General features: G+C 68.0%; 12 protein-coding genes. 10 read left to right on the top strand and 2 right to left on the bottom strand.

Annotated features, from left to right (window positions below; genetic code table 11):
• Positions 1–156: 156 nt before the first annotated feature.
• Entirely contained in the window at positions 157–1,566 is a 1,410-nt protein-coding gene (locus ACSDHM_RS18605; RefSeq protein WP_188241477.1) for a coniferyl aldehyde dehydrogenase, read from the top strand.
• A 175-nt stretch (positions 1,567–1,741) separates the two neighbouring features.
• Complete coding sequence (gene xth / locus ACSDHM_RS18600) at positions 1,742–2,509, top strand: exodeoxyribonuclease III (protein WP_439426483.1); 768 nt, start codon at positions 1,742–1,744, stop codon at positions 2,507–2,509.
• A gap of 72 nt (positions 2,510–2,581) precedes the next feature.
• Here the strand turns inward: xth and ACSDHM_RS18595 are convergent, their stop codons facing one another.
• Positions 2,582–2,833: a GlsB/YeaQ/YmgE family stress response membrane protein gene (locus ACSDHM_RS18595; RefSeq protein WP_005411656.1), complete on the bottom strand. Its 252-nt coding sequence runs from the start codon at positions 2,831–2,833 to the stop codon at positions 2,582–2,584.
• 84 nt (positions 2,834–2,917) lie between these two features.
• On the opposite strand from ACSDHM_RS18595, the gene ACSDHM_RS18590 reads away from it, so the two are divergent.
• The 8 genes from ACSDHM_RS18590 (at position 2,918) to ACSDHM_RS18555 (ending at position 10,264) form a co-directional block, all read left to right on the top strand.
• Entirely contained in the window at positions 2,918–3,517 is a 600-nt protein-coding gene (locus tag ACSDHM_RS18590) for a 4'-phosphopantetheinyl transferase family protein (protein WP_439426482.1), read from the top strand.
• 39 nt (positions 3,518–3,556) lie between these two features.
• Complete coding sequence (gene rsmG / locus ACSDHM_RS18585; protein WP_188241475.1) at positions 3,557–4,195, top strand: 16S rRNA (guanine(527)-N(7))-methyltransferase RsmG; 639 nt, start codon at positions 3,557–3,559, stop codon at positions 4,193–4,195.
• A gap of 113 nt (positions 4,196–4,308) precedes the next feature.
• Positions 4,309–5,106, top strand: coding sequence for a ParA family protein (locus ACSDHM_RS18580; RefSeq protein ID WP_088496652.1), 798 nt, complete (start codon positions 4,309–4,311; stop codon positions 5,104–5,106).
• Positions 5,106–6,029 carry a ParB/RepB/Spo0J family partition protein gene (locus ACSDHM_RS18575; RefSeq protein ID WP_049415931.1) on the top strand — a complete coding sequence of 308 codons (924 nt, stop codon included), beginning with the start codon at positions 5,106–5,108 and terminating at the stop codon, positions 6,027–6,029. The genes ACSDHM_RS18580 and ACSDHM_RS18575 overlap by 1 nt, the downstream gene beginning before the upstream one ends.
• Before the next feature lie 85 nt (positions 6,030–6,114).
• A complete protein-coding gene (locus ACSDHM_RS18570) occupies positions 6,115–7,080 on the top strand; it encodes an NAD-dependent epimerase/dehydratase family protein (RefSeq protein WP_088496653.1) in 966 nt (321 codons plus the stop codon).
• Between the two features lie 89 nt (positions 7,081–7,169).
• Complete coding sequence (locus tag ACSDHM_RS18565) at positions 7,170–7,892, top strand: glycosyltransferase family 2 protein (protein WP_072167786.1); 723 nt, start codon at positions 7,170–7,172, stop codon at positions 7,890–7,892.
• A complete protein-coding gene (locus tag ACSDHM_RS18560; protein ID WP_049415940.1) occupies positions 7,892–8,239 on the top strand; it encodes a lipid-A-disaccharide synthase N-terminal domain-containing protein in 348 nt (115 codons plus the stop codon). The genes ACSDHM_RS18565 and ACSDHM_RS18560 overlap by 1 nt, the downstream gene beginning before the upstream one ends.
• A 252-nt stretch (positions 8,240–8,491) precedes the next feature.
• Positions 8,492–10,264, top strand: coding sequence for a DUF885 domain-containing protein (locus ACSDHM_RS18555; protein WP_439426481.1), 1,773 nt, complete (start codon positions 8,492–8,494; stop codon positions 10,262–10,264).
• A gap of 95 nt (positions 10,265–10,359) precedes the next feature.
• On the opposite strand, the gene ACSDHM_RS18550 is transcribed toward ACSDHM_RS18555, so the two are convergent.
• Positions 10,360–13,569 carry an efflux RND transporter permease subunit gene (locus ACSDHM_RS18550; protein WP_439426480.1) on the bottom strand — a complete coding sequence of 1,070 codons (3,210 nt, stop codon included), beginning with the start codon at positions 13,567–13,569 and terminating at the stop codon, positions 10,360–10,362.
• Positions 13,570–13,573 lie beyond the last annotated feature (4 nt).

The following is a 13,573-nucleotide window of genomic DNA, read 5'->3' as shown; positions in this document are numbered from 1 at the left end:
GCGGCCTTTCTGTTTGTGGACCGTGCCCACTCGGCTCGCATTCCGGTAGTGCCGGCCGCTGGCCGGCAACCCCATGAATCTTCGCAGACATGAACCCATTGCCGGCCAGCGGCCGGCACTACCATGGCGTTGCGCAGCACCCCGTATAGTCGGCCCATGACCATCACCGCCCCAGCCGACCTTCCCGCCATCCTGCACTCCCTGCGCAGCGCCTGGCAGTCGCAGCGCCCATCGCTGCACCAGCGCGAGGCCGACCTGCGCCGCCTGCGCGAGGCGCTGAAGCCACGCCTGGACGAAATGGCCACGGCCATCGCCGAAGACTTCGGCCATCGCGCCCACGTTGAATCGAAACTGGCCGATGGCATGAGCGTGCTGTCGGCCATCGACCACCTGCGCCGCCACCTGCGGCGCTGGTCGAAGCCGCAGCGGGCATCGGCGGGCTGGAAGCTGTGGCCAGCGCGCGCGCAGCTGCGGCCGACGCCGCTGGGCGTGGTCGGGGTGATCTCGCCGTGGAACTACCCGGTCACGCTGGCATTGGTGCCTTTGGCCACCGCCATCGCTGCGGGCAACCACGTACTGCTGAAGCCTTCGGAACACACGCCGCGCACCAGCGCGTTCCTGGCCGATCTGCTGGCCAGCGTGTTCCCGCCCGATCGGGTGGCGGTGGTGCAGGGCGGGGCGGATGTGGCCGCGGCGGTGTCCTCGCTGCCGCTGGACCATCTGCTGTTCACCGGCTCGACGGCCGTGGGCCGCAAGGTGATGGCCGCCGCCGCCGAGCATCTGGTGCCGGTCACGCTGGAGCTGGGCGGCAAGTCGCCGGCCATCGTCTGCCGCGATTTTCCGCTGGACAAAGCCGCCGCGCGGCTGGCCACCGGCAAGTGGTTCAACGCGGGCCAGACCTGCATCGCGCCGGATTATGTGCTGATCGATACGGTCCGCCAGCGCGAGTTCGTACAGGCGCTGCAGCAGCAGGTGCGCGAACGCTATGGCGACTTCAGCAATGCCGACGACTACACGCGCATCATCAACGAGGGCCAGTACCAGCGCCTGCAGGGCTATCTGGTGCAGGCGCGCGAACGTGGCGTGCCGGTGATTCCGTTGGCGCAGGTGGACGAGGCGCGCGCCGACCGCGAGCGCCTGCTGGTGCCGACCGTGGTGCTGGACCCGCCGGACGACCTAGACCTGATGCGCGAGGAGATCTTCGGGCCGATCCTGCCGGTGCGGGCCTATCCGGACCTGGAGGCGGCGCTGGCCGACGTGCTGTCCCGCGACCGGCCGCTGGCGCTGTATCCCTTCAGCCATGACACGGCCACGGTGGAGCGCATCCTCGGCCAGGTGGTGGCCGGTGGCGTGACGGTAAATGACACGTTGCTGCACTTCGCCGCCGATGGCCTGCCGTTTGGCGGGGTGGGGGCCAGCGGCATGGGCGCCTACCACGGCCGGGCCGGGTTCGATGCGATGAGCAAGCGGCTGCCGGTGCTGTGGCAATCGCGCTGGGCGGCCAGCGACCGGCTGCGGCCGCCGTATTCGAAGATTGCGGGTTTGTTGAAGCTGCTGCTGCGGTGAACCCAGGCAGGGCGTGGCTCTGCTGAATCAGGGCCCGGCCCGATTCTTCTGTAGAGCCGAGCCCACGCTCGGCTGCTCCTGGCTGGGTGCCTGGTCAATGCAGCCGAGCGTGGGCTCGGCTCTACACGGGAATCCGGCCCGAGCCCCATCCCGGCCACCCGGGTAGAATGCCCGCATGAAAATCGCCTCGTGGAACGTCAATTCGCTCAATGTCCGCCTGCCGCACCTGGAGCAGTGGCTCAAGGACTTCGGCCCGGACATCGTCGGTATCCAGGAAACCAAGCTGGAGGACCACAAGTTCCCCGACTCTGCGCTGATGGCCGCCGGCTACCGCAGCGTGTTCGCCGGCCAGAAGACCTACAACGGCGTGGCGCTGCTGTCGCGTGAGCCTGCACAGGACGTGCAGATCGGCATTCCCGGCTTCGAGGACGAACAGAAGCGTGTCATCGCCGGTACCTTCGGCGACCTGCGGGTGATCAACCTGTACGTGGTCAACGGCCAGGACATCGGTACCGACAAGTACGAGTACAAGCTGCGCTGGCTGGACGCGGTGCATGCCTGGATCGCCGAAGAACTGCAGCGGCACCCGAAGCTGATCGTGATGGGGGACTTCAACATTGCCCCGGACGCCCGCGACGTGCACGACCCGGAGGTGTGGAACGACAACCACATCCTGACCTCCACCGCCGAGCGCGGCGCGCTCACCAAGCTGCTGCAGCTGGGCCTGCACGATGGCTTCCGCCTGCACAACGACGAGGCGGGTACCTTCAGCTGGTGGGATTACCGGGCGGCCGGTTTCCGCCGCAACCTCGGCCTGCGCATCGACCTGACCCTGGTCTCCGATGCGCTGAAGAGCGGTGCGGTGGCCTCGGGCATCGACCGCGAGCCGCGCACCTGGGAACGCCCGAGCGACCATGCGCCGGCGTGGGTACAGATCGGTTGAATGAACGAGGCCCGGCGATTGCCGGGCCCGTTCTGAAAGGCCCGCCGGCCAGCGGCCGGCGTTACCGCCGCGTCAGCGTATGCTCTTGCGGGTGAACAGGTTGACGATCGCCAGCAGGATCACCGCACCGATCAGCGAGAACAGGAAGGTTCGAATGGTGATCGCTTCGTTGATGCCGCCGCCGAACAGCCAGCCGGAAATCAGCGCGCCGACGATGCCGACCACGATGTTGAGGATGATGCCCTGCTGGGCATCGCGCTTCATGATGATGCTGGCCAGCCAGCCTACGATGCCGCCGACGATCAGCCAGATGATGATGCCCATGATCGAACCTCCGGTGGGGAACGGTGACCAGTTGACGCGCACGGCCGTGAACCCGTCGTGCAATCGTGTGACGGGCGCGTGCGCATGAGCCTGCCAGCCACCCTCGACGGCCCGTGGCGCTTTGGTCCGGTGACGGTCTGGCGGCGCCCGCACGTGCCCGGCCATCGCGGCGAACCGCAGGCACGGCAGGTGCTGGCGCAGGCCCTCGGGGCCGATCCGGAGACGCTGCCGCTGGTCCGCGATGACAAGGGCCGGCCGGAACTGAGCGGCGCATTGGCCCACTACGGCACTGGCTGGAGCCACAGCGGCGAGGTGCTGCTGGTGGCGCTGGGCGAAGGCGTGCGGCTGGGCGTGGACCTGGAACTGCTGCGGCCGCGCGCCCGCCTGCTGGAGATCGTGCAGCGCTTCTTCCACCCGGAGGAGGTGGCGTGGCTGGAAAGCCTGGACCAGGCCGACCGCGAACACTGGTTCTTCCGCGTGTGGTGCGCCAAGGAAGCGATGCTGAAGGCGCACGGCCAGGGTATCTCGTTCGGCCTGCACCGCCTGCAGCTGGCGCCGGGGGCCAATGGCGCCCTGCACCTGCGCTGGTGCGACCCGGAACTGGGCGAGGCCGCGCGCTGGCACCTGCACGAATGGCAGGCCACCGGTCAGTTCCGGGCGGCGTTGGCCTGGTATCCGCACTGAGGCGGGGAATCAGCGCGCAAAACCGGCGATAATGCCGGCATGAGCGAACACCCACTTCCCGCCAGCGTGGCTGCCACGCTGGAACAGGGCCTGGCCAGCATGGGCCTGGATGCCGCGCTGGCGCTGCCGCTGCTGCGCTACCTGGCCCTGCTGCACCGCTGGAACGGCACCTACAACCTCACCGCCATCCGCGACCCGCAGGAGATGGTCACCCGCCACCTGCTCGACTCGCTGGCGATGCAGCCGTTCGTGGCCGATGGCAGCCTGGCCGACCTCGGCACCGGGCCCGGGCTGCCCGGCATCCCGCTGGCCATCGCCTGCCCGGGCCTGCAGGTGACCCTGGTCGAGAGCAATGGCAAGAAGGCGCGCTTCATGCGCGAGGCCGTGCGCCAGCTCGGCCTGGGCAATGCCCGCGTGGCCGAATCGCGCGCCGAGGCGCTGGACGAGGCCGGCCGTTACGACCAGCTGACCGCGCGCGCAATGGATACCCTGGCCGGCATCGTCCGCGTCGGTGGCCATCTGCTGCGCCCCGGTGGCGTGCTGCTGGCCATGAAGGGCGTCTACCCGCATGAGGAGATCGCGGAACTGCCGGCGGGCTGGCAGGTGCGCGAGGTGACCCCGCTGAGCGTGCCCGGCCTGGCCGGCGAACGCCACCTGGTCACCGTTACAGGTCCCTGATTCCCGCCGCCAGCCCTTTGTGGAACAACGGGTTGGCGATCCACGATTTCCGCAAGGGGCCGGTTGTACGCATAATGACCGGTCCCAACCATCCGTCGACGAGGCACACCCGCATGGCCCGCATCATCGCCATCGCCAACCAGAAGGGTGGCGTCGGCAAGACCACGACCGCCGTCAACCTGGCCGCTTCCCTGGCCAATGCACCCAAGCGTGTGCTGCTGGTCGACCTCGATTCGCAGGGCAACGCGACCATGGGCAGCGGCGTGGACAAGCGTGAGCTGGCCGCCTCCACCTACGATCTGCTGCTGGGCGAGTCCAGCGCCGCCGATGTACGCGTGCAGACCGCCGAAGGCTACGACCTGTTGCCCGGCAACATCGACCTGACCGCCGCCGAGATCCAGCTGATGGCGCAGAGCGAGCGCGAGCAGCGGCTGAAGCGCGCGCTGGCACCGATCCGCGACGAGTACGACTACATCCTGATCGACTGCCCGCCGGCGCTGTCGCTGCTGACGCTCAACGCGCTGGCCGCCGCCGATTCGGTGATCGTGCCGATGCAGTGCGAGTACTACGCCCTGGAAGGCCTGAGCGCGCTGGTGGAAACCATCGAAGCGCTGCGTGCCGACCTCAATCCGGCGCTGGAGATCGAAGGCGTGCTGCGCACCATGTTCGATGTGCGCAACAACCTGGCCAACGCGGTGTCGGCCGAGCTCACCGAGCACTTCGGCGATCGCGTGTTCCGCACCATCGTGCCGCGCAACGTGCGCCTGGCCGAGGCACCCAGCCATGGCCAGAGCATCGTCGGCTACGACCGCGCCTCGCGCGGTGGCGTGGCCTACCTGGGCCTGGCCGGCGAGATCATCCGCCGCAACAACGAACGCAACAAGGCCACCAAGGCCGTGGAGACCGTCTGATGACCAGCAGCAAGCCGGCAGCCAAGAAGCGAGGCCTCGGCCGTGGCCTGGACGCGCTGCTGGGCCCGAAGGGCGCGGTCAGCCAGGTGCAGGCCACCACGGCGGTGATCGAGCCGCTGCCGGGGGAAGTGCTGCGCAAGTTGCCGGTCGGCCAGCTGCAGCCGGGCAAATACCAGCCGCGCCGCGAAATGGACGAGGGCAAGCTGTCCGAGCTGGCCGACTCGATCAAGTCGCAGGGCGTGATCCAGCCGATCCTGGTGCGCCAGCTGCCGGCGGGCAACTACGAAATCGTCGCCGGTGAACGCCGCTGGCGCGCATCGCAGCTGGCCGGGCTGGACGAAGTGCCGGTGGTGGTGCGCGAGCTGGAAGACCGCACCGTCATCGCGATGGCGCTGATCGAGAACATCCAGCGCGAAGACCTCAACCCGCTGGAAGAAGCCGAAGCGCTGCAGCGCCTGATCAGCGAGTTCACCCTCACCCATGCCGAGGCCGCCGAGGCCGTCGGCCGCTCGCGCGCGGCGGTGTCCAACCTGCTGCGCCTGCTGGAACTGCCGGTGGCGATCCGCCTGCTGCTGGAAACCCGCCGCCTGGAAATGGGGCATGCCCGTGCGCTGCTGACCCTGGCCCCCGAACTGGCCGGCAAGCTGGCCCAGGAAGCGGCCGACGAAGGCTGGTCGGTGCGCGAGGTCGAGCGGCGCGCGCAGGCCTTCGCCGCCGGCAAGGTGCCGAGCAGCCGTCCGGTGGCCACGCCGAAGGTGCAGCAGGCCGACATCGCCTCGCTGGAAACCGAGCTGTCCGAAGCGCTCGGCGCCAAGGTGGCGATCAGCCACGGCCGTGGCGGCAAGGGCAAGCTGATCATCCACTACACCGACCTGGACACCCTGGACGGCGTGCTGGAAAAACTGCGCACGCGCCAGGGCTGAGCCCGGCGCCACATCACGCCGGCCGACGCATCCCCGCGACGTCGGCCACGCCGATGGCAGCGGGGTGCTTTGATCGAGACCCGCGATGACCATCCTGCTCACCGGCGCTGCCGGCTTCATCGGTGCCTACACCGCCCGCGCGCTGCTGGAGGCCGGCCGGGCCGTGGTCGGTCTGGACAACTTCAACGATTACTACGACCCGCAGATCAAGCGTGACCGCGTGGCCGCGCTGTGTCCGGCGCTTGACCTGCGCACCTTGGACCTGACCGACCGCGAAGGCCTGGCCGCGCTGTTCGACGAGGTGCAGCCGACCGCGGTGATCCACCTGGCCGCGCAGGCCGGCGTGCGCTATTCGCTGGAAAACCCGCATGCCTACGTCGACAGCAACCTGGTCGGCTTCGTCAACATGCTCGAGCTGTGCCGCCACCGTGGCGTGCAGCACCTGGTGTACGCCTCCAGCAGTTCGGTCTACGGCGATTCGGCCACGCCGCCGTTCTCCGAAGACCAGCGCGTGGACCAGCCGCGCTCGCTGTACGCGGCGACCAAGGCCGCCAACGAGCTGATGGCCTACACCTACGCGCAGCTGTACGGCCTGCATGCCACCGGGCTGCGCTTCTTCACCGTGTATGGCCCGTGGGGCCGGCCGGACATGGCACCGCTGCTGTTCTCGCGCGCGGTGCTGGCCGGTCGGCCGATCGACGTGTTCAACGAAGGCCGCATGCAGCGCGATTTCACACATGTCTCCGACATCGTCTCCGGTATCCTCGGCGCCCTCGCGCATCCGGCCGACGGTCCGGTGCCGCACCGGGTGTTCAACCTCGGCAACCATACGCCGGTCGAGCTGGAGCGCTTCATCAGCGTGATCGAGCAGGCCGCCGGCCGCCCCGCGCAGAAGGTCTACAAGCCCATGCAGCCCGGCGACATGGTGCGCACGATGGCCGATACCCGGCGCGCACATGACGCTTTCGGCTTCGATGCGGTGACCCCGATCGAACAAGGCCTGCCGCCTGTGGTGCAGTGGTGCCGCGAGTATTTTGGTGATCGCGCCTGAGGACGGATCCTCACGCCGCCGGGTTCATCTTCGGATAACCTCGGTTTCGGAGAATGCGCGGTCTTTGTCCCCCTTTGGCCGAGTGCCTTATGAGCCAACCCGAGCTTTCCGTTGTCGTCCCGGTGTTCAACGAGCGCGACAATGTTGCCCCGCTGGTCGCCGAAATCACCGCTGCGCTGCGTGGCCGGCTGCCGTTCGAGATCGTCTACATCGACGATCACTCACGCGATGACACCCTGGCCGTGTTGCAGGGACTGAAGGCGACCACGCCGGAACTGCGGGTGCTGCACCACGTGAACCAGAGCGGGCAGAGCACCGCCGTGCGGACCGGCGTCAAGCATGCGCGGGCGCCGTGGATCGCCACCCTGGATGGCGATGGCCAGAACGATCCGGCCGATATTCCCAAGCTGCTCGCCGCACGCGACGCCGCCGAGGCGCAGGTGAAGCTGTTCGCCGGCTGGCGCGTCAACCGCCAGGACAGCGGCAGCAAGCGCTGGGCCAGCAAGTGGGCCAACGCCATCCGTGCGCGCATGCTGCGCGACGACACGCCCGACACCGGTTGCGGCATCAAGCTGTTCGAACGCAGCGCGTTCCTCGACCTGCCGTACTTCGACCACATGCATCGCTACCTGCCGGCGCTGATGCAGCGTGCCGGCTGGAAGACCATCAGCGTGCCGGTCAACCACCGCCACCGCACCGCCGGCGTGTCCAAGTACAACAACCTCGGCCGTGCGCTGGTCGGCATCCGCGACCTGCGTGGCGTGGCCTGGCTGATCACCCGAAGCAAGCGCACCGCGGTGGAGGAGCGCTGATGGATCTGGAGCTGCACTGGCTGGATCAGCCCTTGACCTGGCTGTACTGGACCGGCCTGCATGTGACCGGCTGGAAGCTGATCGGCTACACCGGCGCACTGATGTTCGGCGGCCGCTGGCTGGTCCAGTTCATCGCCTCCAAGCGCGCCGGCAAGCCGGTCATCCCGCGCCTGTTCTGGTACATGAGCGTGATCGGCAGCCTGATGACGCTGAGCTACTTCCTGTTCTCGGCCAAGCAGGACTCGGTGGGCGTGCTGCAGAACCTGTTCCCGGCGTTTACCGCCCTGTACAGCCTGCACCTGGATATCAAGCACCGCGGCTGGAAGCGCGACAGGGCCAGCCACTGAGGCTGCGCCGGGATGCGGTCTGCCGTGGGTAGAGTCGACTGTCAGTCGACTTTCGCGCGGAGCGCGGGCTTTGCCACGTCTGGCCGAAGAGCAGCCGACTAGCAGTCGGCTCTACCACGCGCCTTCGGCGCTGGGGCCCCGGCCTGCGGCCGGTTCCCGGTCCTGCCTAAGCTGCAGGCAGGACCTTCGTCCCATGCCATGAGCCGTGGGCGGTGCCATCATCGGGGCCTGCCTTCCCGGGAACCTGTGCTCGTGAAAACCCGTCTTGCCGTTGCCCTGCTGATCGCCCTGTCCGCTCCCGCCGTGGCCCTGGCCGCGCCGCCCGCCGCCGCCGCGCCCGCCAGCGTGGCCACCGAATCGCCCGCGGATGCCACCTTCCGCGCGCTGTACGAGAAGGAATGGAAGTGGCGCCAGCAGGGAGGTGGTGAAGCCAGCGAGGACGAAGACGCGCCCGCCAACGCCACCCGCATGCCCGACGTCGGCCCGGCCGCGCAGCAGGCACGCCTGAAGGTGTGGGACGAGACCCTGGCCGCGCTGAAGAAGATCGACCCGAAGACCCTGTCGCCGGACAACCAGGTCAACTACGCGATCTACCACGACCAGGTGTTCAACCTGGCCGAAGAGACGCGCCTGCGCGGCTACGAAATGCCGTTCAACGCCGATTCCTCGTTCTGGTCCAACCTGTCCTTCATGGCCCGGCGCGAGATGAAGACCGTGCAGGACTACCAGAACTACATCGCACGGCTGAACGACGTGCCGCGTTACTTCGGCCAGCAGACCGAGAACATGCGCGCCGGCCTGAAGCGCGGCTTCAGCGTGCCGCGCGCGGTGCTGGATGGCCGCGAAGTGTCCATCGCCACCGTCGCCGAGCTGAAGGACCCGACCGAATCGCCGCTGTACGCGCCGTTCAAGAAGCTGCCCAACACCATCCCGGCCGCCGAACAGGCCAGGCTGCAGGCGCAGGCGCGTGAAGCGATCAGCGGCAAGGTAGTGCCGGCGTTCCAGCAGCTGCGCACCTTCTTCGTCAACGAGTACGTGCCGCAGGCGCGCACCACCCTGGCCGCCGAAGCGATGCCCGATGGCAAGGCGTACTACAGGCAGCAGATCCACGAGTACACCACGCTGGACCTGTCGCCGGACGAGATCCATCGCATCGGCCTGGAGGAAGTCGCACGCATCCAGGGCGAGATGAACGCCATCATCAAGCAGGTGAAGTTCAAGGGCAGCTTCGCCGAGTTCCTGACCTTCCTGCGTACCGATCCGCAGTTCTATGCGAAGACGCCGGAAGAGCTGCTGTCGCGCGCCGCGTGGATCTCCAAGCGCGCCGATGGCCAGCTGGGCAAGTACATGACGTTGCCGCGCGCGCGCTTCACCATCGTGCCGGTGCCGCCGGACATCGCACCGTTCTGGACCGCCGGTCGCGGTGGCATGGGCACCTACTGGCTCAACACCTACAACCTGCCGTCGCGCCCGCTGTACAACCTGCCGGCGCTCACCCTGCATGAATCCGATCCGGGCCATTCGCTGCAGGGCGCGATCGCCGCCGAGCAGAAGAACCTGCCCGAGTTCCGCCGCAACGCCTACATCTCCGCCTATGGCGAAGGCTGGGCGCTGTACTGCGAGAAGCTGGGCGTGGAGATGGGCATCTACGAAACCCCGTACGAGGATTTCGGCCGCCTGACCTACGAGATGTGGCGCGCCGCGCGCCTGGTGATCGACACCGGCGTGCACAGCAAGGGCTGGACCCGCGAGCAGGCGCTGGCCTACCTGCGTGACCACACCGCGCTGAGCGAGCATGAAGTGACCACCGAAGTGGACCGCTATATTTCCTGGCCGGGCCAGGCGCTGAGCTACAAGCTGGGCGAAATCGCCATCGTGCGCCTGCGTGCGCAGGCCGAGAAGGAGCTGGGCGACAAGTTCGACATCAAGGGCTTCCACGACACCCTGCTCAAGCAGGGCTCGGTGCCGCTGCCGGTGCTGGAACAGCAGATCCAGGCCTACATCGCCGAGCGCAAGAAGGCCTGACCGGTACCGGGTAGTGCCGGCCGCTGGCCGGCAATCCGACCCGGTCACCGGGTCGGATCCCTTTCCCGTGGAAAGGGCTCCAACCCCCTCTCACCTCAGCCTACCGCCCGCGGCTTGGCCACCCGTGCTGCGAAGGTCGGCAGCACCAGCAGGGTCAGCACGGTGGCGGTGATGAGGCCACCGATCACCACCGTCGCCAGCGGCTTCTGCACCTCCGCACCGGAACCGCTGGCGATCGCCATCGGAATGAAGCCGACGATCGCCACCAGCGCCGTGGTCAGCACCGCTCGGATGCGGCTGGAGGCACCGTTGATCGCCGCCTGCAGCGGCAGGTCGCCGGCATCCAGACGTTCGCGGATCGCCTGCATCAGCACCAGGCCGTTCAACGTGGCCACGCCGGACACGGCGATGAAGCCGACCGCTGCCGATACCGAGAACGGCATGCCCCGCAGCAGCAGTGCGAGGATGCCGCCGACCAGCGCCAACGGCACGCAGCTGAACACCAGAATGGCTTCCTTGCCGCTGCGCAGGGCCATGAACAGCAGGCTGCCGATCAGCAGGAACACTACCGGTACCACCGTCGCCAGCCGCTTTTCCGCGCGCTGCAGGTTCTCGAACTGGCCACCCCAGGTCAGATAGGCACCCGGCGGCAGTGCCACGTCGGCTACCGCGGCCTGCGCTTCGCCGACGAAGCCGCCCAGGTCGCGGCCACGCACGTTGGCCTGCACCACCACGCGGCGGCTGCCGTTGTTGCGGCTGATCTGGTTCGGCCCTTCGCTGACCGTGATGCGGGCAACCGACGACAGCGGAATCACCAGCCCCGACGGCGTGGCGATCGGCAGCGAGGCCAGCTGGTCCGGATCGTTGCGCGCGGCATCGTCCAGGCGCACCACCACGTTGAAGCGGCGGTCGCCTTCGAAGATCTTGCCGGCGGCGGTACCGCCGATGCCGGTGGACAGTGCATCACTCACATCCGCTGCAGTCAGCCCGTACTGCGCCGCCGCCACATGATCGATCGCCACGTTCAGCGTGGGCAGGCCGGAGATCTGCTCCACCCGCACGTCGGCCGCTCCCTCCACCGCACGCAGCTTCAGCGCCACCTGGTCGGCCACCTTCTGCAGCTGGCCGAAGTCATCGCCGAAGATCATTACGGCCAGGTCGGTACGCACGCCGGAAATCAGCTCGTTGAAGCGCAGCTCGATCGGCTGGCTGAACTCGAAACTGTTGCCCAGCTGCTGCCCGGCCAGCTTTTCGAAACGGGCCACCAGCGCGTCCTTGGCCAACTTCGGATCGGGCCAGTCCTTGCGTGGCTTCAGCACGATCACGCTGTCGGAGATGTTGGTCGGCATCGGATCGATCGCCGCCTCGGCGGTACCGGTACGCGAGAACACGGTCTCCACTTCCGGCTGCTTGGCAATCACCTTTTCCAACGCCAGTTGCATGGCCAGTGACTGCTCCAGCGACGTCGACGGCACGCGCAACGCCTGCATCGCCACGTTGCCTTCGTCCAGCGTCGGCATGAACTCGCGGCCCAGCAGCGAGAACGAGCCGATGCCCACCACCACCATCATCACCGCACTGGCCACTACCGTGCGCGGATGCGCCACGGCCTTGCGGATCACCGGCTCGATGCGCGCGCGCAGCACGCGTATCAGCCTGGTCTCGTGCTCGCCGTCGTCCGCATGTGCATCGGCGTCCTTCAGCTTCGGCTCGCGCACCAGCAGCGCCGTCATCGCCGGCACGAAGGTGAAGGAGAACAGGAAGGCACCGACCAGGGCCAGCATGAAGGTCGCCGCCATCGGGTGGAACGTCTTGCCCTCCACACCTTCCAGGGTGAGGATCGGCGCGAACACCAGCAGGATGATCAGCTGGCCGAACGCCGTCGGGCGCGCCATCTTCAGCGCGGAATCGGCGGCCACGCGCAGCCGTTCCATCGCGGTCAGCGTCCGGCCCAGTTCGGCGCGGCGCTGGCCCAGCATCAGCAGCGTCGACTCGACCACGATCACCGCACCGTCCACCAGGATGCCGAAGTCCAGTGCACCCAGGCTCATCAGGTTGCCGCTGATGCCGAAGCGGTTCATGCCGATCACCGCGAACAGGAACGACAGCGGAATCACCAGCGCGGTGATGGTGGCCGCGCGCAGGTTGCCCAGCAGCAGGAACAGCACCACCACCACCAGCAGCGCGCCCTCGGTGAGGTTCCGGGCCACGGTCTTGATGGTGGAATTGACCAGCACACTGCGGTCCAGCACCGGTGCGGCCACGATGTCGGCCGGCAGCGAGGTGTTCACCTGTTCCAGACGTGCGGCCGCGGCCTGCGCGACGGTGCGGCTGTTGCCACCGGCAATCATCAGCGCGGTGCCCAGCACGGCCTCGTGGCCGTTGCGGCTGGCTGCACCCAGGCGCGGCGCGCGGCTCAGTTCCACGGTGGCTACATCGGCCACGCGCACCACCACGCCATTGCGGGTGGCCACCGGCGCCTGTGCAAGATCCTCGGTGGTCAGCGCCAGGCCATCGGCACGCACCACCAGGCCTTCGCCGGCCCGCTGCACGAAGCCGGCGCCGGCCTGCACGTTGGAACGCTGCAGGGCAGTGACCAGGTCGGCCAGGCCGAGGCCATGCGCGGCCAGTTTGGCGCTGTCCGGATGCACGCCATATTCCTTGACGTAGCCGCCGACCGTATCGACACCGGCCAGCCCGGGGCTGGAGCGCATCTGCGGCGCGATGATCCAGTCCTGCACGGTGCGCAGGTAGGTCGCGCGCTCTTCCGGCGTGCGCAGCAGGTTGCCTTCCGGCGTGCGGTAGACCTCGCCGGCCTGCCAGCCGGCTTCACCGGGCTTGGCCAGCCTGGCCGGATCGAACGCGGTGAAGTCCACCGTCCACATCAGCACCTCGCCAAGGCCGGTGGTGACCGGCGACAGCATCGGTGATGCACCATCGGGCAGGTCTTCCGATGCCTCGCGCATGCGTTCGGCCACCTGCTGGCGGGCGAAGTAGATGTCGGTGGCATCGGTGAAGATCGCGGTGACCTGCGAGAAGCCATTGCGTGACAGCGAACGCGTGGTGGTCAGGCCGGGAATGCCGGCCAGCGCGGTTTCCAGGGGATAGGTCACCTGCCGTTCGATCTGCTCTGGGGTCAACGCTGGGGCCACCGTGTTGATCTGCACCTGGCGGTTGGTGATGTCCGGCACGGCGTCGATCGGCAGCTTGCCCAGCTGGAACAGGCCCACGGCGGCGATCAGCGCCGCCATGAACACCACCAGCCAGCGGTGGCGCACCGCTGTTTCAATGATCAGCTTGAACATGGTT

It is taken from the genome of Stenotrophomonas sp. T8 (assembly GCF_051853085.1).
In the GTDB taxonomy this organism is placed as follows: Bacteria; Pseudomonadota; Gammaproteobacteria; order Xanthomonadales; family Xanthomonadaceae; genus Stenotrophomonas; species Stenotrophomonas sepilia.
Note: the sequence above shows the minus strand (reverse complement) of the source record. Positions and strands in the feature narration are given on the sequence as shown.

Excerpts from the sequence above, each read along its gene's own strand:
- ACSDHM_RS18550 (WP_439426480.1), bottom strand. The coding sequence starts at position 13,569 with ATGTTCAAGCTGATCATTGAAACAGCGGTGCGCCACCGCTGGCTGGTG.
- rsmG (WP_188241475.1), top strand. The coding sequence starts at position 3,557 with ATGAGCGAACACCCACTTCCCGCCAGCGTGGCTGCCACGCTGGAACAG.
- ACSDHM_RS18570 (WP_088496653.1), top strand. The coding sequence starts at position 6,115 with ATGACCATCCTGCTCACCGGCGCTGCCGGCTTCATCGGTGCCTACACC.
- xth (WP_439426483.1), top strand. The coding sequence starts at position 1,742 with ATGAAAATCGCCTCGTGGAACGTCAATTCGCTCAATGTCCGCCTGCCG.
- ACSDHM_RS18605 (WP_188241477.1), top strand. The coding sequence starts at position 157 with ATGACCATCACCGCCCCAGCCGACCTTCCCGCCATCCTGCACTCCCTG.
- ACSDHM_RS18575 (WP_049415931.1), top strand. The coding sequence starts at position 5,106 with ATGACCAGCAGCAAGCCGGCAGCCAAGAAGCGAGGCCTCGGCCGTGGC.
- ACSDHM_RS18590 (WP_439426482.1), top strand. The coding sequence starts at position 2,918 with ATGAGCCTGCCAGCCACCCTCGACGGCCCGTGGCGCTTTGGTCCGGTG.
- ACSDHM_RS18595 (WP_005411656.1), bottom strand. The coding sequence starts at position 2,833 with ATGGGCATCATCATCTGGCTGATCGTCGGCGGCATCGTAGGCTGGCTG.
- ACSDHM_RS18560 (WP_049415940.1), top strand. The coding sequence starts at position 7,892 with ATGGATCTGGAGCTGCACTGGCTGGATCAGCCCTTGACCTGGCTGTAC.
- ACSDHM_RS18565 (WP_072167786.1), top strand. The coding sequence starts at position 7,170 with ATGAGCCAACCCGAGCTTTCCGTTGTCGTCCCGGTGTTCAACGAGCGC.
- ACSDHM_RS18580 (WP_088496652.1), top strand. The coding sequence starts at position 4,309 with ATGGCCCGCATCATCGCCATCGCCAACCAGAAGGGTGGCGTCGGCAAG.